This window comes from Lampropedia aestuarii (assembly GCF_004803635.1).
GTDB classification, from domain to species: domain Bacteria; phylum Pseudomonadota; class Gammaproteobacteria; order Burkholderiales; family Burkholderiaceae_C; genus Lampropedia; species Lampropedia aestuarii.
On sequence record NZ_SSWX01000001.1, the window covers coordinates 114397 to 132364 of the forward strand.

17 protein-coding genes and 1 tRNA gene are annotated in these 17968 nt (G+C 53.6%); all 18 read right to left on the bottom strand.

The window, feature by feature from the left end:
• Positions 1 to 280: 280 nt before the first annotated feature.
• The 18 genes from nuoN to E8K88_RS00545 all read right to left on the bottom strand — a co-directional run bounded on the left by nuoN (position 281) and on the right by E8K88_RS00545 (position 17963).
• Entirely contained in the window at positions 281 to 1780 is a 1500-nt protein-coding gene (gene nuoN / locus E8K88_RS00460) for an NADH-quinone oxidoreductase subunit NuoN (RefSeq protein ID WP_136404676.1), read from the bottom strand.
• A gap of 19 nt (positions 1781 to 1799) precedes the next feature.
• The gene (locus tag E8K88_RS00465) at positions 1800 to 3275 is read right to left on the bottom strand and encodes an NADH-quinone oxidoreductase subunit M (RefSeq protein WP_136404677.1); all 1476 of its coding nucleotides are present in this window, start codon (positions 3273 to 3275) and stop codon (positions 1800 to 1802) included.
• 13 nt (positions 3276 to 3288) lie between these two features.
• Positions 3289 to 5301 carry an NADH-quinone oxidoreductase subunit L gene (gene nuoL, locus E8K88_RS00470; protein WP_136404678.1) on the bottom strand — a complete coding sequence of 671 codons (2013 nt, stop codon included), beginning with the start codon at positions 5299 to 5301 and terminating at the stop codon, positions 3289 to 3291.
• Between the two features lie 18 nt (positions 5302 to 5319).
• Complete coding sequence (nuoK, locus tag E8K88_RS00475; protein WP_136404679.1) at positions 5320 to 5628, bottom strand: NADH-quinone oxidoreductase subunit NuoK; 309 nt, start codon at positions 5626 to 5628, stop codon at positions 5320 to 5322.
• Positions 5625 to 6287, bottom strand: coding sequence for an NADH-quinone oxidoreductase subunit J (locus E8K88_RS00480; RefSeq protein ID WP_136404680.1), 663 nt, complete (start codon positions 6285 to 6287; stop codon positions 5625 to 5627). The genes nuoK and E8K88_RS00480 overlap by 4 nt, the downstream gene beginning before the upstream one ends.
• 156 nt (positions 6288 to 6443) lie before the next feature.
• Positions 6444 to 6980 (bottom strand): NADH-quinone oxidoreductase subunit NuoI, encoded by a 537-nt coding sequence (nuoI, locus tag E8K88_RS00485; protein ID WP_136404681.1) that lies wholly within the window; start codon positions 6978 to 6980, stop codon positions 6444 to 6446.
• Positions 6981 to 6992: 12 nt separating this feature from the next.
• Positions 6993 to 8054, bottom strand: a complete 1062-nt coding sequence (nuoH, locus tag E8K88_RS00490) for an NADH-quinone oxidoreductase subunit NuoH (protein ID WP_136404682.1) — start codon at positions 8052 to 8054, stop codon at positions 6993 to 6995.
• Positions 8051 to 10243 carry an NADH-quinone oxidoreductase subunit NuoG gene (gene nuoG, locus E8K88_RS00495; RefSeq protein WP_136404683.1) on the bottom strand — a complete coding sequence of 731 codons (2193 nt, stop codon included), beginning with the start codon at positions 10241 to 10243 and terminating at the stop codon, positions 8051 to 8053. Before nuoG ends, nuoH begins: the two co-directional genes overlap by 4 nt.
• Positions 10244 to 10258: 15 nt before the next feature.
• Positions 10259 to 11680 (bottom strand): NADH-quinone oxidoreductase subunit NuoF, encoded by a 1422-nt coding sequence (gene nuoF / locus E8K88_RS00500; protein WP_136404684.1) that lies wholly within the window; start codon positions 11678 to 11680, stop codon positions 10259 to 10261.
• Positions 11677 to 12165: an NADH-quinone oxidoreductase subunit NuoE family protein gene (locus E8K88_RS00505; RefSeq protein WP_136404685.1), complete on the bottom strand. Its 489-nt coding sequence runs from the start codon at positions 12163 to 12165 to the stop codon at positions 11677 to 11679. Before E8K88_RS00505 ends, nuoF begins: the two co-directional genes overlap by 4 nt.
• Complete coding sequence (locus tag E8K88_RS00510; protein WP_136404686.1) at positions 12162 to 13415, bottom strand: NADH-quinone oxidoreductase subunit D; 1254 nt, start codon at positions 13413 to 13415, stop codon at positions 12162 to 12164. The genes E8K88_RS00505 and E8K88_RS00510 overlap by 4 nt, the downstream gene beginning before the upstream one ends.
• A gap of 33 nt (positions 13416 to 13448) precedes the next feature.
• The gene (locus tag E8K88_RS00515) at positions 13449 to 14087 is read right to left on the bottom strand and encodes an NADH-quinone oxidoreductase subunit C (protein ID WP_136404687.1); all 639 of its coding nucleotides are present in this window, start codon (positions 14085 to 14087) and stop codon (positions 13449 to 13451) included.
• Between the two features lie 9 nt (positions 14088 to 14096).
• On the bottom strand, positions 14097 to 14576 hold the full coding sequence (locus tag E8K88_RS00520) for a NuoB/complex I 20 kDa subunit family protein (protein WP_136404688.1): 480 nt from the start codon (positions 14574 to 14576) through the stop codon (positions 14097 to 14099).
• Positions 14577 to 14626: 50 nt separating this feature from the next.
• The gene (locus tag E8K88_RS00525) at positions 14627 to 14986 is read right to left on the bottom strand and encodes an NADH-quinone oxidoreductase subunit A (RefSeq protein WP_136404689.1); all 360 of its coding nucleotides are present in this window, start codon (positions 14984 to 14986) and stop codon (positions 14627 to 14629) included.
• Positions 14987 to 15059: 73 nt separating this feature from the next.
• Positions 15060 to 15145 (bottom strand) — tRNA-Leu (locus tag E8K88_RS00530).
• Between the two features lie 416 nt (positions 15146 to 15561).
• Complete coding sequence (gene secG / locus E8K88_RS00535) at positions 15562 to 16098, bottom strand: preprotein translocase subunit SecG (protein ID WP_136404690.1); 537 nt, start codon at positions 16096 to 16098, stop codon at positions 15562 to 15564.
• A gap of 61 nt (positions 16099 to 16159) precedes the next feature.
• The gene (tpiA, locus tag E8K88_RS00540; protein ID WP_136404691.1) at positions 16160 to 16945 is read right to left on the bottom strand and encodes a triose-phosphate isomerase; all 786 of its coding nucleotides are present in this window, start codon (positions 16943 to 16945) and stop codon (positions 16160 to 16162) included.
• A 31-nt stretch (positions 16946 to 16976) separates the two neighbouring features.
• Positions 16977 to 17963 carry an NAD(P)H-quinone oxidoreductase gene (locus E8K88_RS00545; protein WP_136404848.1) on the bottom strand — a complete coding sequence of 329 codons (987 nt, stop codon included), beginning with the start codon at positions 17961 to 17963 and terminating at the stop codon, positions 16977 to 16979.
• Between the last annotated feature and the right edge of the window lie 5 nt (positions 17964 to 17968).

Below are 17968 nucleotides of genomic sequence, written 5' to 3' on the forward strand. Positions count from 1 at the left end.
GTCAACAGTCTTTATAAACAAAAGAAAATACAGATCAGCATGCCTGACTGGCCATGCCTCACACCAAAACGCCCCTTAGAGCCTGTTCATCATTAAAAAGTCAGTAAGCCATGGTATAGCAGTGTTGGATATTTGTCTGCAAATGCACACATTGGCCCCCTACCCTCGCCCCAAACACGGCATGCACAGCCAGAAAAAAGGCTGTTAAGCAGGACCTGGAAGCCATAAAAAAAGCCCCGTAAATACGGAGCTTTTTGCAGTCAGTTATGGCTGGCTGCCATTAGCCTCTGAGTGCATTCAGAATGGCTTCTGTACACAAGGCCATCAAGCCACCTGGAACCAGGCCCAACACCAGCATCAATGCGGCATTGATAGACAAAACGCCTTTGACATCCCAGCGTGCACGAATCGGGCCTGCTTGTGGGTCAGCAGCATCGAAGTACATGACTTTCACAACGCGCAGGTAATAGAAAGCGCCAATCAAGGACATGATCACAGCAAACACGGCAATCGCAATGTGGGTCACTGTACCTGTCGAGATCAAAGCTTGCAATACAGCGAACTTGGCGTAAAAACCGACCAATGGTGGGATACCAGCCATTGAGAACATGCACATCGCCATGATGCCGGCATACAAAGGGCTGCGCTGGTTCAAACCCGCCAGATCGGAGATCTGATCGGCCTCAAAACCATCACGGGCCAGCAGCAGCAAGATGCCGAAAGTCGCCAGTGTCGTCAGCACATAGGTGATGACATAGAACATCGCAGAGCCGTAAGCGGCTTGCGCAGCGTCTGCAGTGAACTCACCGCTTTGCACACCTGACATCAAGCCCAGCAGGATGAAACCTACTTGAGAGATGGTCGAGTACGCCAGCATGCGCTTGATATTGCTTTGTGCAATGGCAGCGACGTTACCGATGAACAGCGATGCAACAGCCAAGATGCCAAACATTTGCTGCCAGTCAGCGGCCAGCGGCAGCAAACCATCGACCAACAAACGGATGATGATGCCAAAAGCGGCCAGCTTAGGCGCCGAGGCAATCAACAAGGTCACCGCAGTTGGCGCGCCGTTGTAGACGTCAGGAACCCACATATGGAATGGCACCGCACCCAGTTTGAACGCCAAACCGGCAACCAGAAAGACCAGACCAAACACCAACACTTGCTGGTGCTCGAACAGCCCCAAGTTGATCACACGGAAAATCTCACCAATGTCCAAGGAGCCTGTTGCGCCATAAATCATCGACATGCCATAGAGCAGGAAACCACTGGCCATCGCGCCCAGCACGAAGTACTTCATTGCCGCTTCAGTCGCTTGGCTGTCATCGCGACGCAAGGCTACCAATGCATAGCTTGACAGTGTCAGCAATTCAAGACCCAAGTAGAGCAACAGCATATTGTTGCCAGAGATCATGAAGCAAATACCCAGCAAAGAGAACAGCGACAGAGAGTACAACTCACCGCCACGCATCATGTCGCGATCAGCCGCATATGGGCGTGCGTAAATGAGCACCACCATCACACTGACGGCAGCGAAACCTTTGAGCCAGCTGGCCAAGGAATCGGCTACAAACATGTTGCCAAAACCATAAATCGTATTGGCATTCACCGCATAGGTGAAGAACATGCCCGCCACCACCGCCAGCGTCAGCATCGTGAGCCAATGAGTGGTGTCGCGCATACGGCGCTTCTCGCCCAGATCGACCAGCGTAATCACGCAGGACATGATCAGGAGTACAAGTTCGGGATAAACGGCTACCCAGCTATATCTGTCAATCATCGTTTCTCTCTCTGGGCTATTACTGCAGTTTGCTTTGCGCGATGTGCGCCAGCAGGTTAACGACCGAGGTGTCCATAATGTCCGTGAATGGTTTTGGATGCACACCCATGTAAATCACGCAGACCGCCAAAATCACCATCACCAGCATTTCGCGGCAGTTGATGTCTTGCAACTCTCTGACATGGTCGTTGGTGATATCACCCAAGTAGACCTTTTTGTACATCAAGAGCGAATACGAAGCGCCAAGAATCAGAGCCGTCGCAGCCAAGAAGCCGACTGTGAAGCTGTGCTGCACCGCGCCCAGGATCACCATCCACTCACCAATAAAGCCTGCAGTGGCTGGCAAGCCCGCGTTGGCCATTGCAAACAGCAGTGCAAAAGCGGCGAACTTGGGCATCGTATTGACCACACCACCGTAATCAGAGATTTCACGGGTATGCATGCGGTCATACAAGACACCGATGGCCAAGAACATCGCAGCTGAAACAAAGCCGTGGGCAATCATTTGTGCAATCGCACCGGTCATGCCCAACTGGTTGAACAGGAAAAAGCCCAAGCTGACAAAGCCCATGTGTGCAACAGATGAGTAAGCCACCAGCTTTTTCATGTCCTGCTGAACAATTGCCACCAGGCCTACGTAGATCACAGCGACCAGTGACAGGCCGATCATCAGCCATGCATATTCTTGGGCAGCATCAGGAGAAATCGGCAGCGAGAAGCGCAGGAAGCCGTAAGCGCCGAGCTTCAACATGATCGCAGCCAACACAGCAGAGCCACCAGTTGGCGCCTCTACGTGCACGTCAGGCAACCAGGTATGCACTGGCCACATTGGAATCTTCACGGCAAATGCGGCAAAGAAAGCAAAGAAAATCCAAGTCTGCTCTGTCAGCGACAAAGGCAGCGCATGCCAGCTCAGGATGTCAAAGCTGCCGCCAGAGACGTTGTACAAGTAGATCAAGGCCACCAAGGTCAACAACGAACCCAGCAAGGTATACAAGAAGAACTTGAACGCAGCATAAATCTTACGTGGACCACCCCAGACACCGATGATCAAATACATCGGAATCAGCGTGGCTTCAAAGAACACGTAAAACAACATGCCATCGAGCGCTGTGAAGACACCAACCATCAAGCCAGACAAAATCAAGAATGCAGCCATGTACTGGTTGACACGCTCGGTGATGCTCTGCCAGGAAGCAATCACCACGATGACCGTGATGAACGCTGTCAAAGGCACAAACCAGAACGACAAACCATCAACACCCAGGTAGTAGTGGACATTGAAGCTGGAGATCCACAGTGCTTTTTCAACAAACTGCATTTGCGCAGTTTGCGTGTCAAAGCCTGTGTAGAGCGGCACCGTCACTAGCAGGCCCACAATCGAGCCAACCAACGCCAGCCAGCGCACCATATTGGCATGCCCAGGTTTATTGAGGGGCAGCAGCAAGACACCCACCACAATGGGCACCCAAATCGCGAGACTTAACCAAGCCATTTTTATTGTTCTCCTAGTAGTTCCGCCACACGAAATACGTCATGAGCGCGAACACACCCAGAATCATGACCAACGCATAGTAATAAATGAAACCGGATTGGAACTTACGCACGATGCCAGAGAGCCAACCCACCATTCTCCAAGAACCATTGACCACGGTACCGTCGATGATTTTTTGATCACCGACTTTCCAGAACACCTTACCGAGCTTCATGAATCCACCTGCGAATACATTGATCCACAGTTTGTCCATGTAGTACTTCTCTTCCAGCAACTTGTTGATCGGGCTGAGCGTGCGCTGAACAGCAGCTGGCAAAGCCGGATTGATCAAGTAGCAGTACCAAGCGGCAAGCACACCTGCCAAGGCCAACCAGAACGGTGCAGTCCAAATCGCATGCATGGTCATGCCCATGACAGAGGTGAATTCTTCACGCAGCACGGCCATTGCTGGGTGGCCATTCACATCGGCAAAGGTCACACCGTCAAAGAACTCACCGAACAGGAAACCAATGACCAAGTAACCGGCAGCAATTGAAGGAATCGCCAACAACATCAGTGGCACGGTAACAACCCATGGTGACTCATGCGGTTTGCTGTCATGGCCATGATCATCATGGTGGTGCTCATGCGCATGCGGATCTTGGTCATAGCGCTCTGGACCCCAGAACACCAGGAAGTACATGCGGAACGAATAGAACGCAGTGATAAATACACCAGACAAAACGGCCCAGTAAGCAATGTCAGCAGCCCACAGATTGCTCGAATGCACTGCAGCGATGATCGCATCTTTTGAATAGAAGCCTGCGAACAAAGGAGTACCGATCAAGGCCAGCGAACCAATCAACGAAGTCCAGTGGGTGATTGGCATGTATTTGCGCAAGCCGCCCATATAACGCATGTCTTGGTTGTGGTGCACCCCCATGATGACCGAGCCAGCACCCAAGAACAGCAATGCTTTGAAGAACGCGTGGGTCATCAAGTGGAATACGGCGACGTTGTAAGCCGAAGCTCCCAAAGCCACTGTCATGTAACCGAGCTGCGAGAGTGTCGAGTAGGCCACCACACGCTTGATGTCGTTTTGAATCAAGCCCAAAAGACCCATGAAGAAAGCAGTGATCGCGCCGATGATCATGATGAAGTTCAGCGCAGTATCCGACAACTCATACAGTGGGGAGAAACGCGCCACCATGAAAATGCCTGCAGTCACCATCGTCGCGGCGTGAATCAGCGCCGAGATAGGTGTTGGGCCTTCCATAGAATCAGGCAGCCAGACATGCAAAGGAAACTGGGCCGATTTACCCATCGCACCGATGAACAAACAGATCAGCGCAGCAGTCAACAAGCTCCAATCCGTACCAGGCACGACCTGACCGATCAGCTGGTCTTTTTGTGCAAACAGCTCGCTATAGCTGAATGTATTGGTGCTGGCCACCAGCAGGCCAATACCCAAGATGAAGCCGAAGTCACCAACACGGTTGACCAGGAAGGCCTTCAAGTTGGCAAACACTGCGGTGGATTTGGTGTACCAGAAACCAATCAGCAAATACGACACCAGGCCCACAGCTTCCCAACCGAAGAACAGTTGCAGCATGTTGTTGCTCATCACCAGCATCAACATCGAGAAGGTGAACAGCGAGATGTATGAGAAGAAGCGGTTATAGCCCTCGTCTTCGTGCATGTAGCCAATGGTGTAGATGTGCACCATCAAGGACACAAACGTCACCACCACCATCATCATGGCTGAGAGCGAGTCGATCTGGAAGCCCACTTCCATCACCAAATTGCCCAGAACAGCCCACTGGTAGAGCGTTTCATTGAAAACTGGCGCGCCGTTGAGCACTTTCCACAAAGTCATCAAAGAGATCATCAGCGCAATGAATACGCCGGCAATCGTGATGCTGTGGCTGGCTTTACGGCCAAGTTTATTGCCCCCCATCTTGGTGCCGAAGATACCAACGATGGCTGAGCCGATCAGTGGTGCCATAGGCACCCAAATCAGCGTGGAAGCGGAGAGTGTAGGAGTCATTGTTGTTATCCCTCTGCCTTAGCCCTTGAGTGTCGTCAAATCATCAGCGCTGATGCTGGTGCGAGCGCGGAAGAGCTGCACCAAAATAGCCAAACCGATCGCCGCTTCAGCAGCAGCCACGGTCATGATGAAGAACACAAAGACCTGGCCATGCAGATCGCCCAAAAAGTACGAAAAGGCCACAAAATTCATGTTCACAGCCAAGAGCATCAACTCAATGGCCATCAACAGAACAATCAGGTTTTTGCGGTTGAGAAAAATCCCAACCACGGAAATTGCAAAAAGAATGGCCCCCAGTGACAGGAAGTGGCCCAACGACAAACTCATGGCTTCACCTCACCTTGTACTGCATCGCTTTGGGTTTGAGTAGATTCGACTGGCTCGGCTTTTTTGACCGCAGCCATTTTCACAATGCGTACGCGGTCTTTGGCCTTGACTGCAATTTGCAATGCCGGATCAGTCATTTTGTTGTCTTCGCGCTTGCGCAGTGTCAGTGCAATCGCCGCAATCATACCGACCAGCAAAATCACACCCGCCACTTGGACTGGCAGAACATACTCGGTGTACATCAAGATGCCCAGCTCTTTGGTGTTGTTGTAGTCAGGGTTGATCGCAATCAATTCGCCAGCTGCATCGGTGCTTGGGAAACCAATCCACAACACCGCAATCATTTGGCCAACGATGACAGCAAAAATCAGCAAAGCCAATGGCAAGTGCTTTTTCAATGAGCCCTGCAAACGCTCAATACGGATATCCAGCATCATCACAACGAACAGGAACAGCACCATCACCGCTCCCAAATACACCATCACCAGCAAGATCGCCAGAAACTCTGCGCGCATCAGCAACCAAATGCCAGCCGCTTGAGAAAAGGCAAAAATCAGGTAGAGCACGGCATGCACAGGATTGCGTGCCGTGATGACGCGCACTGCTGAAAATAGCAGTACGGCAGCGAACAAATAGAAAAATATGGTTCTGACGTCCATCTCTGTGTTCTCTTCGGCCCTTGAACAAGGCGATTCATTTAGAAGATGTGGCACACAACAAGGCACCAACCCCCTTGACGTTTGTGACCTCAATACGGAATGCAAGCGCGACGCCTACACACTGAAACTGTGTTTGCATGCAGCGCCGCATTTTCATCAACGGTAAGGCGCATCCGCTGCCTTGGCTGCGGCGATGTCCTTTTCATAGCGATCGCCAACAGCGAGCAGCATTTCTTTGGTGAAATACAGGTCACCGCGTTTTTCGCCGTGGTATTCGAGAATTTGCGTCTCCACAATCGAATCAACCGGGCAGCTTTCTTCGCAGAAGCCGCAGAAAATGCATTTGGTCAAATCGATGTCGTAGCGTGTCGTGCGGCGTGAACCATCGTCACGCACATCGGACTCAATGGTGATCGCCATTGCTGGGCAGACTGCTTCACACAGTTTGCAAGCAATGCAGCGCTCTTCGCCATTTTCATAACGGCGCAACGCATGCAGACCACGAAAACGAGGTGACAGCGGTGTTTTTTCCTCAGGAAACTGCACCGTAACGTGGCGACTCATTGCGTAGCGCCCAGTCAAAGCCATGCCCTTGAACAACTCCCAGAGCATAAAGCTCTTAAAGAAGTCTTTCAACGAGAAGGCACTTTGTGGGGCAACTTGCGCCACTTTTTCTTCAGTAGTAACAGCCATCGTATCGCTCCATCAGTGCCAGATGTTCAGTGGCGAGAACAACCAAGCGCCAACCACTACTACCCAAATCAGGGTCACAGGGATGAAAATTTTCCAGCCCAAGCGCATCACCTGGTCATAACGGAAACGTGGGAATGTACCGCGAATCCAGATAAACCAGCTGACGATCACGGAAGCTTTCAGACCCAGCCAGATCCAGCCTGGAATAAAGTCCAGGAATGCCACTGGAGAGCTCCAGCCACCCAAGAACAAGACCGCACCCAGGAACGAAACGAGCCAGATGCTGGCGTACTCGGCCAGGAAGAAGATCGCAAAGCCCATGCCGGAGTATTCCACCATGTGACCAGCCACGATCTCGCCTTCGCTCTCAACCATATCGAATGGTGGGCGATTGGTTTCAGCCACGACCGAGATCATGTAGACACCAAATAAAGGCAGCAGCGGCAACCAGTTCCAGGACAGGAAGTTCAGCCCCTTATCAGCAAACCAGCCAACTTCCTGAACACGCACGATCTCAGAGAGGTTCATGCTGCCAGTGACCATCACAACAGCCAAGAAGCAAAAGCCCAAAGCAATCTCGTAGCTGATCATTTGCGCAGAAGCGCGGATCGCCCCCAGGAATGGGTATTTGGAGTTGGACGCCCAACCGGCAATGATCACACCGTACACCTCGATTGAGGTAATCGCCATGACCAGCAGCACACCTGCATGGACGTTGGCCAGTGCCAAATCAGGACCAAAAGGAATCACCACCCACGCAGCCAAGGCTGGCATGATGGCCATCACAGGCCCCAGCAGATACAACTTATAGCTGGCAGCCGTTGGACGGATCAGCTCTTTGGTCAACAGCTTCAAGCCGTCAGCCAATGGCTGCAGCAAACCCCATGGACCCAAACGGTTGGGGCCGTAGCGCACCTGAATCCAACCGAGCAGCTTACGCTCCCACAATGTCAAGTACGCCACAGCGATCATCAACGGCGCCACGATGGCGATGATCTTGATCAAGTTCCAAATCACTGGCCAAGCAATGCCACCCAACGTGGCTGCGCCCCAGTTATAGAAAGAGTCCATCATGCATTCACCTCTTCTGCATTGGCACGAGGCGCAGATGCTTGAATCTGTCCTTCCAACTCAACCTCAACTCCAGCCAACGCACCCAATTGGCCATCTTTAGTGGCCTGCAATGCAGGAGCGCGGCGTACCAAGCCATCCAACTGGTACATGCTTGCAACCACGGGTGCTGCTGTTGCTTCCTGGATTTGCGCATCAACCGCACCAGCAGCGTTACTCAGCAGCTGTGCCGGCACAAATGCAGGCTTGTCCGCACCAACACACTGGGCAAGCACTTGCTGCGAATCTTCGTAATCAAACCCTGGCACACCCAGCAGGTTGCCCAAGACGCGCAGGACTTTCCACGCTGGACGGGTTTCAGCCAATGGCTTGACCACCGCGTGGAAGCTCTGCAGTCGGCCTTCAGCGTTAACAAAGCTGCCCGAGGTTTCCGTGAACGGCGAGATTGGCAGCAAGACGTCAGAGAACTCCAAGTTCGTTTTGAACGGGCTCAGGGTCACAACCATCTCGGCTTTTTGCAGGCCTGCAACGGCAGCTTGACCAGCAGCGCTATCAAATTGCGGCTCAGTATTGAGCAGCACAACCGCTTTCGAACCACCGTCAAGGATTTGCTTGGCGTTCAAACCACCCTTTTGAGGTGTCGCACCAACCCATTGCGCACCGACAGTATTGGCCGCTTCGGTCAAGAAACCCACCGATGCACCAATCTGTTCGCCCAGCCAGTTGGCCAAACGCAAAATCGCTGTGGCACGCGCATGGTGTGCAACGGCATTGCCGAGCAAAATCGCTTTGGCACCCGTGCCTGCCAGCAATTGCTTGGCTACAGCGGCGTCTTCGGCTTGTGCTTGGGTCCCGACTGGCGAGGCCACGCCTTTTTCAGCGGCAACGGCAGCCACCAACTGCGACAAGCGTGTCAGCCATTGCGTAGCTGGCAGTGTCCAGGCCTTGGCCAATGGCATCGCCCAGTCGTAAGCGGCCTCTGCAAATGAATAGACCTGTGCCCCTGCCTTGGTGGCTTCGCGCAAACGCAATGCAAACAGAGGGTGCTCTTTGCGGATGTTTGAGCCAATCACCACTGCCTGGCCCAGAGACGACAGCGATGCAATCGACGTACCCAGCCAGCGCACACCTTGTGCTGATTCAAAATCAGCATGGCGCAGGCGGTAGTCGATGCTGTCACTGCCCAGACCGTTGATCAATTGTTTCGTCAGGAACAGCTCTTCCAGAGTGCTGTGTGGGCTTACCAAAGCGCCAATACTGCCAGCACCGTGGTCATTTTTGATTTGTTTGAAACCGTTGGCGACGTATTCCAAGGCTTGTTGCCAAGACACCTCATGCCATTGGCCGCCTTGCTTGACCATTGGCGTGGTCAAACGGTCAGCGCCATTCAAAGCTTCATAAGAGAAGCGATCACGGTCAGCAATCCAGCACTCGTTCACCGCTTCGTTCTCGAATGGCAGCACGCGCATGACTTTGTGGTTTTTGACCTGAACAATCAGGTTCGCGCCAGACGAGTCGTGCGCAGCGATCGATTTGCGGCGTGACAACTCCCAAGTGCGGGCGCTGTAGCGGAATGGCTTGCTGGTCAAGGCACCAACTGGGCAAATATCGATCATATTGCCAGACAGTTCCGAGTCGACCGTATCGCCACGCACTGTGGTGATTTCTGCATGCTCACCACGGTTGATCATGCCCAGCTCCATGACGCCAGCCACTTCCTGACCAAAGCGCACGCAGCGGGTGCATTGAATGCAGCGGCTCATCTCTTCCATCGAGATCAGCGGGCCGACATTTTTATGCAGTACTACACGTTTTTCTTCTTGGTAGCGCGAGCTGCCTTGGCCATAACCGACGGCCAAATCTTGCAGCTGGCATTCGCCACCTTGGTCGCAGATCGGGCAGTCCAACGGGTGGTTAATCAGCAGAAACTCCATCACAGACTGCTGGGCCTGGACGGCCTTGGCGCTGCTGGTATGCACAACCATGCCTTGCGTGACTGGTGTCGCGCAGGCCGGCAAGGCTTTAGGGGCTTTTTCCACGTCCACCAAGCACATGCGGCAGTTGGCGGCGATGGATAGTTTTTTGTGGTAGCAAAAATGGGGAATGTAGGTGCCGGCTTTCTCAGCAGCATGCATGATCATGCTGCCTTCTTGCACTTCAACCTTTTTGCCGTCCAGTTGGATTTCAACCATTTGTGACTTTCTCCATCAGGCGGCCGCGCGTTGTGCGGCGTTAGCGGCTGCGGCTGCCGCAATGGCCCCCGCCATACCAGGCAAGACCGGGTCTGTTGGCGCAGGTGGCTGCGCCTTGGCGATCAAAGCCTCAAATTCAGGGCGGAAATGCTTGAGCATCGCACGCACGGGCATTGCTGCAGCATCACCCAAGGCGCAAATCGTACGACCTTGGATATTGCCTGCAACGTTGTCAAGCAGCTCCAAATCGCCTGGCCTGCCTTGACCTTCCAAAATACGGTGCACGACACGCGACAGCCAGCCTGTGCCTTCACGACAAGGCGTGCATTGACCGCAGGATTCATGGGCGTAGAAATATGACAGACGAGCCAAGGACTCCACCATGCAGCGTGAGTCGTCCATGACGATCACTGCACCAGAGCCCAGCATCGAGCCGGCCTTGGCGATGGAGTCGTAATCCATCGTGCACTCCATCATCATGTCAGCAGGAACCACCGGAGACGAAGAACCGCCAGGAATCACAGCCTTGAGTTTGCGACCTGGGCGCATGCCACCGGCCAACTCCAGCAGTTTGGCAAATGGCGTGCCCATTGGCACTTCGTAGTTGCCTGGCAATTGCACGTCGCCACTGACCGAATAAATTTTGGTGCCGCCATTATTCGGCTTGCCGCACTCCAGATACGCTTTGCCGCCGTTGCGCACAATCCATGGCACAGCTGCAAAGGTTTCGGTGTTGTTGATGGTAGTGGGCTTGCCGTACAGGCCAAAGCTGGCTGGGAACGGCGGCTTGAATCGTGGTTGGCCTTTTTTGCCTTCCAGCGACTCCAGCAAAGCGGTTTCTTCACCGCAGATATAAGCACCAAAACCATGGTGGGCGTGCAGCTGAAAGCTCAGCGAAGAACCCAGAATATTCTCGCCCAGGTAGCCTGCGGCGCGCGCCTCTTCCAAAGCAGCTTCAAAGCGTTCATACACCTCGAAAATTTCGCCATGGATGTAGTTGTAGCCCACGCTTGCGCCCATGGTGTAGCCGGCAATGATCATGCCTTCAATCACGATGTGCGGATTGAACATCAGGATGTCACGGTCTTTGCAAGTCCCAGGTTCACCCTCGTCCGAGTTGCAGACCACGTATTTTTGGCCTGGGAATGAGCGCGGCATGAAGCTCCACTTCAAGCCTGTCGGGAAACCCGCACCACCGCGACCACGCAAGCCTGACTCTTTCAACGTGGCAATCATGTCGTCCTGCGACAGACCCGCACCACCGTCCTTGGCCAGGACTTTTTTCAAGGCCTGGTAGCCGCCACGTGCCTCATAGTCCTTGATCGACCAGTTGTGGCCGTTCAAACCATCCAAAATTTGTGGCTCAATGTGGCGGTCATGAAAACAGGTTTCAACACCGGTGGCCTTGAAACCCTGAAGTACAGAACGCAAACTCATTTGCCCCCCTCCACCCGCAATGCGTCGACCAATTGGTCCAGACGGTCATTGCTCATAAAGCTGCACATATCACGGTCATTGACCAGCATCACTGGTGCATCGGCGCAAGCGCCCAAACACTCGCATTGCTGCAAAGTGAACAGACCATCGACCGTGGTCTCGCCCATATGCACTTTCAGACGCTCTTCCAAATGGCGCAACGCTTCTTTGCCTCCGCGCAATTGGCAAGGCAAATTGGTACAAACAGCCAGCTTGAATTGGCCCACAGCCTGCTGGTTGTACATGTTGTAGAAGGTTGTGACTTCGTGCACTGCGATCTCTGGCATATCCAGCACTTCAGCGATCACAGCCTCGCTCTCTTGCGACACATAGCCAAATTCTTGCTGAACGATAGACAGGCACGCCATGACGGCCGATTGCTTGCGCTCAGAAGGGTACTTGGCGACCTCACGCGCAAAGCGCGCCCTGGTAGCTTCGGTAATCATCGATCAACCTCCCCGAACACAATATCCAACGTTCCAAGAATCAGCACCGCATCTGACAGCATATAACCGCGTGTGACCGCATCCATCGCAGCCAAATGGGCAAAACCAGGTGCACGAATTTTCAAGCGATAAGGCTTGTTTGCCCCATCACTGATCATGTAAATACCAAATTCCCCTTTAGGGTGCTCAACTGCAGCATAGGTCTCGCTGGCTGGCACTTTAAAACCTTCAGTGAAGAATTTGAAGTGGTGAATCAGGTCTTCCATACCTGATTTCATATTGGTGCGAGGCGGCGGCGCCACCTTGCGGTCACTGGTGATTACCGGACCGGGATTGGCTTTGAGCCAATCGACGCATTGCTTGATGATGCGATTGGACTCACGCATCTCGCGCATGCGCACCAGGTAGCGGTCGTAGCAATCACCAGTCACACCCACTGGCACATCAAAGTCCAACTTGTCATAGACTTCGTAAGGCTGGGTTTTACGCAAATCCCAAGCCACACCGGAGCCACGCAGCATCGGGCCAGACATACCTAGATTCAATGCATCTTCGGCAGACACGACACCAATACCAACCGTACGCTGCTTCCAGATACGGTTGTCTGTCAGCAGGGTTTCGTATTCATCCACACAACCAGGAAAGCGCTTGGTGAAATCATCAATGAAGTCCAGCAAGCTGCCACTGCGCGCTGCATTCAAGGCATCCAAACTGCGCTTGTTACGCACTTTGGAGGCTTTGTATTGCGGCATGCTATCGGGCAGGTCACGGTAGACACCACCCGGACGGAAATACGCCGCATGCATACGCGCACCCGACACCGCCTCGTACATGTCAAACAAGTCTTCACGTTCACGGAACGCATAGATCAAGACCGTGGAGCTGCCCGCATCGTTGGCATTGCCGCCAAGCCACATCAAATGGTTCAAAATGCGGGTAATTTCCGAGAACATCACACGGATGTACTGGGCACGCAACGGCACCTCGATACCGAGCATTTTTTCAATGGCCATGCAGTACGCATGCTCATTGCACATCATGGACACGTAATCCAAACGGTCCATATAAGGCAATGACTGGATGAACGTCTTATGTTCAGCCAGTTTTTCTGTTGCACGATGCAGCAAACCGATATGCGGATCGGCACGCTGCACGACTTCACCGTCGAGCTCCAGAACCAGACGCAACACACCGTGCGCCGCCGGATGCTGGGGACCAAAGTTCAGCGAGTAATTCTTGATTTCAGCCATAGTTCAGATTCACCAATACTGGCACACAGCCGATCAGTGCAGGCCTCCGTAGTTGTCTTCGCGAATGATGCGCGGCGTGATCTCACGCGGCTCAATCGTTACCGGCTGGTACAAGACACGTTTTTGTTGTTCGTCATAGCGCATTTCGACATGGCCAGACAATGGAAAATCCTTGCGGAATGGATGACCAATAAAGCCGTAATCAGTCAGAATACGGCGCAAATCGTCATGACCTTCAAAAATAATACCAAACAGGTCAAAGGCCTCACGCTCAAACCAGTTCGCCGCCTTCCAGATACCCATCAGCGACGGCAGCACTGGAAAATCATCATCGACAGCAAACACGCGCACGCGCACGCGCTGATTCAAGCTCACCGAGAGCAACTGCGTAATCACTGCAAAACGAGGCCCCTCCCATACGCCATCGGCGTACTCGGAAAAGTCCACACCACACAGATCAATCAACACTTCAAAACGGCATTCCGCATCGGTTTGCAAGCGCTGCATTACCGCCATGTAATGCTCAGCAGCAACATCGACCACCACCTGATCAAGTGAGATGCTGACCGACTTCACCAAGCCTTCCAGAACTCGCTCAAACACTGCCTTGGACAATACTGGATCTTGCAGCTTCAATTCAGGTGAAGGGATCGTGGTATCTATTGTTGTCATTTTCACCCCTCAAACACGTGCAATGGTATTAGTGCGCCGCACTTTTTCCTGTAGCTGAATAATGCCGTACATCAAAGCCTCCGCAGTTGGCGGGCAGCCTGGGACATATATATCAACCGGCACCACACGATCGCAGCCACGCACCACCGAATAGCTGTAGTGGTAATAACCACCGCCATTGGCGCATGAGCCCATCGAGATTACCCAGCGCGGCTCTGCCATCTGGTCGTAGACTTTGCGCAGCGCGGGAGCCATCTTATTGCACAAGGTGCCAGCCACAATCATCACGTCTGCCTGACGTGGACTGGCACGAAACACCTCAGCACCAAAACGGGACAAGTCATAACGCGCTGCAGCGGTGTGCATCATTTCCACCGCACAACACGCCAAACCAAAAGTCATCGGCCACAGCGAACCCGCCTTAGCCCAATTTGCAACCGAATCATAGGTCGTGGTTACAAATCCTTGCTTGAGGACACCTTCAATCATCCTAGCACTCCTTGGCGAGAACGCCCGCAATCAAGATCAGAAAGATCTGATTATTCCCAAGTCAGGGCACCTTTTGCCCATTCATAAGCAAAACCCACAACCAAAATTGTCAGGAATATCAGCACCGCAACGAAGCCGGCCAAGCCAACATCGCGCAACGCAACTGCCCATGGGAAAAGAAATGCGATCTCCAAATCAAACAAAATGAATAGGATCGCAACGAGGTAATAACGCACATCGAATTTCATGCGCGCATCATCAAAGACCTCAAATCCGCACTCGTAGGCAGAATTTTTAGCCGGATCCGGCTTTGTTGGCCCAAGAATCCACCCCAGAACAAGAGGTAAAACCCCAACCGCGCTACCAACCAGAATGAAGAGTAAAACCGGTAGATATTGTTCGAGATTCATGGATAGCCGCCATCGTGCAAAGTCTTTTCGCTGCAGCATACAAGCTAGCAGCGGGACTTTTTTTATCTGGTTATGGTGCCGTCGGCGAGACTCGAACTCGCACAGCCATGGGCCACTACCCCCTCAAGATAGCGTGTCTACCAATTTCACCACGACGGCTTCTTTTTTAATTTTCACTCATCTCGCAAGGCAGTTGCATCGTGAGCAACTAGAGGGGTTGTGACCCTGCGAAACAGCCAGAATTCTAACCTCAAAAACCACGCCCCTCTACAAGACTTGAGTATTCTGCATGAATATTTTTAATTATTTGGCCCATTTGCCAATTTCATGCCACAGCCAGAGCATACCCCATGGCGCCGACCCTTTGTCAGGGCTTCATACGCCTCCCACAAGCTTTTACACAACACCACTGCCCCGCGCCACTGATCACACAAACCTCAGTTCGGACATTGAAGGCATAAAAAAGCAGCCTCACCAAGAGGCTGCTTTTAGTTGGGTTGTACGCAGCAATTGAGGACGCCTCCCCTCTTATTGACGAGCCAGGCGCCTCAATACCTCATCCACACCTATACCAATCAATTCGCACTTGCAGCAGCAGGCGCGTCACCTGCAGCTGGCGCTATCTCGCCTGAGGCCGCAGCAGGCACATCCGCTGCAGGCGCCGTTTCAGGCGCAACCTCGTTGTTGGCAGCCGGAGCCGCGTCTGGAATGGAGTCTACAGTTGCACTGCCAGTCGCAGGCGGCACATTCACTGCAGGCGCAGCAGTAGCACCTGCTCCAGGAATTTCAGAGACCGGACCAGTCTCACCTGGAACTGGGAACGTAGCATTTTCCAACACGCTAGAGCCAGTGCTTGTATTGGGGCGCTGCATGCCAGAGCCTGCCATGAACGCCAGCACCAAGGTCGCAGCAAAGAACACGGTTGCACTCAAAGCTGTCATGCGCGAGAGAAAGTTGGCACTGCCAGAGGCGCCAAACAAACTCCCAGCGCTTCCAGCGCCCAGTGATGCCCCCATATCAGCACCTTTGCCGTGCTGCACCAAAATCAAACCGGCCATGGTCAGGGCAGCCAGAATCTGAAACGCCAAGACGACCGTCATCCACATACTCATACTCAATCACCTTTTGTATATTCAAAATAGATTAGCAATTCACCATTCGCAGCGGCTGCGCTTACTCAGCAGCACCCACGCCAGCAGCCTGCTCGGCAGCTTGCACAATTGCCATAAAGTCCGGCGCTTTCAAGGCGGCGCCACCAATCAAACCACCATCAATATCTGCTTGCGCCAAAAGCTCAGCTGCATTGCCTGCATTCATGCTGCCACCATACAACAGCGGAGTTTGTTCCGCCGCCTGCGGCGATTGCGCTCGCAGCTGCGCCCTGATGGCCGCATGAATCTCCTGCGCCTGCTCTGGCGTTGCTGTGCGGCCTGTGCCAATCGCCCACACCGGCTCGTAGGCCACCACCAAACGCGTCAGATCCAAGTCCACATGCTTGAGGACTGCTGCCAGCTGCGCATGTACAACCTGCAATGCAGCTCCTGCATCACGCTGCTCCAAGGTCTCGCCCAAGCAAACAATGGCCGTCAAGCCAGCAGCCTGAGCGGCAACGGCTTTTTGCGCTATCCGCGCATCATCTTCCGCTTGGTATTTACGACGCTCGGAGTGGCCTACGATCGCATACGTCACCCCAAATTCAGCCGCCATCACTGCAGCGACATCGCCCGTGTAGGCGCCGACAGACTGATTCGAGACATCTTGCACCGCCAGTGCCAGCGCGCTGCCATGCGCGGCCAGCCACTGCGATACTTGAGGCACATAGACCAGCGGCGGCGCCACAGCCACCGACACAGCCGCACTACCCGCACCCAATTGGGCGTGAATAGCACCAAGCAAGGCTTCATTGGCAGCCAAACTGCCATTCATTTTCCAATTTCCAACCACCAGTTTCCGGGGCATTCCTTGTCCTCTATTCAATGGGTTTGCACACTTACCACGTCAACACGATTTTGCCAATCTGCTGATTGGACTCCATCAAGGCGTGGGCTTGCATGGCCTGACTGGCCGGGAATACTTGATACACGATCGGCTTGACTGCTCCAGCAGCAAGCAAAGGCCAAACATGCTGCTGCAGGCTCTTGGCAATCGCCGCCTTGAACGCCACCGAACGCGGACGCAATGTTGAGCCTGTAATGGTCAATCTGCGGCGCATGACCAAACCCGCATTGAACTCGGCATTCAGACCTCCTTGCACCGCAATGATGACCAAACGGCCATCTTCCGCAAGGCACTGCACTTCGCGTTGCACATAGTCGCCAGCGACCATATCCAAAATGACATCGACACCCTTGCCGCCCGTCATTGCCGCCACTTCCACAACAAAATCCTGCTCGCGGTAATTGATTGCGAAATCCGCACCCAAATCCAGGCAAGCCTGGCATTTGGCCTCACTGCCGGCCGTGACAATCACGCGAGCGCCCATGGCCTTGGCCAATTGGATGGCAGTCACTCCAATACCGCTACTTCCACCCTGAATCAACAATGTTTGACCGGCTTGCAGGGCGCCCCGATCAAACACATTGCTCCAGACTGTGTAAAAGGTCTCTGGCAGGCTGGCAGCCTCGACATCCGTCAGGCCCGCTGGAATTGGCAAGCATTGGGCGACTGGGGCGACGCAGTATTGTGCGTACCCACCACCTGCAACCAACGCACAGACGCGATCTCCTATGGCCAGACCAGCCTCCGCCAGTGCGACCAAATCACCATCGACAATTTCGCCCGCCACCTCCAGGCCCAGCAAATGGCTCACTCCAGCGGGCTGGGTGTAATTGCCGGTGCGCTGCAGGATGTCTGGGCGATTGATGCCGCTTGCCGCCACGCGGATGAGCACCTCGCCAGCTGCTGCAGCCGGGCGAGAGGTCTCGCCCAGATACAACATATCAGCAGCGCCAAATTCACGCAGCAATACCGCTTGCATTGTTG

Coding starts and splice junctions, on each gene's coding strand:
- secG (WP_136404690.1), bottom strand. CDS start 16,098: ATGAGTATGTGGATGACGGTCGTCTTGGCGTTTCAGATTCTGGCTGCC.
- E8K88_RS00545 (WP_136404848.1), bottom strand. CDS start 17,963: ATGCAAGCGGTATTGCTGCGTGAATTTGGCGCTGCTGATATGTTGTAT.
- nuoN (WP_136404676.1), bottom strand. CDS start 1,780: ATGATTGACAGATATAGCTGGGTAGCCGTTTATCCCGAACTTGTACTC.
- nuoF (WP_136404684.1), bottom strand. CDS start 11,680: ATGAGTTTGCGTTCTGTACTTCAGGGTTTCAAGGCCACCGGTGTTGAA.
- tpiA (WP_136404691.1), bottom strand. CDS start 16,945: ATGCCCCGGAAACTGGTGGTTGGAAATTGGAAAATGAATGGCAGTTTG.
- E8K88_RS00510 (WP_136404686.1), bottom strand. CDS start 13,415: ATGGCTGAAATCAAGAATTACTCGCTGAACTTTGGTCCCCAGCATCCG.
- E8K88_RS00515 (WP_136404687.1), bottom strand. CDS start 14,087: ATGACAACAATAGATACCACGATCCCTTCACCTGAATTGAAGCTGCAA.
- E8K88_RS00480 (WP_136404680.1), bottom strand. CDS start 6,287: ATGGACGTCAGAACCATATTTTTCTATTTGTTCGCTGCCGTACTGCTA.
- nuoH (WP_136404682.1), bottom strand. CDS start 8,054: ATGATGGACTCTTTCTATAACTGGGGCGCAGCCACGTTGGGTGGCATT.
- E8K88_RS00505 (WP_136404685.1), bottom strand. CDS start 12,165: ATGATTACCGAAGCTACCAGGGCGCGCTTTGCGCGTGAGGTCGCCAAG.
- nuoK (WP_136404679.1), bottom strand. CDS start 5,628: ATGAGTTTGTCGTTGGGCCACTTCCTGTCACTGGGGGCCATTCTTTTT.
- E8K88_RS00525 (WP_136404689.1), bottom strand. CDS start 14,986: ATGAATCTCGAACAATATCTACCGGTTTTACTCTTCATTCTGGTTGGT.
- E8K88_RS00520 (WP_136404688.1), bottom strand. CDS start 14,576: ATGATTGAAGGTGTCCTCAAGCAAGGATTTGTAACCACGACCTATGAT.
- nuoI (WP_136404681.1), bottom strand. CDS start 6,980: ATGGCTGTTACTACTGAAGAAAAAGTGGCGCAAGTTGCCCCACAAAGT.
- nuoG (WP_136404683.1), bottom strand. CDS start 10,243: ATGGTTGAAATCCAACTGGACGGCAAAAAGGTTGAAGTGCAAGAAGGC.
- nuoL (WP_136404678.1), bottom strand. CDS start 5,301: ATGACTCCTACACTCTCCGCTTCCACGCTGATTTGGGTGCCTATGGCA.
- E8K88_RS00465 (WP_136404677.1), bottom strand. CDS start 3,275: ATGGCTTGGTTAAGTCTCGCGATTTGGGTGCCCATTGTGGTGGGTGTC.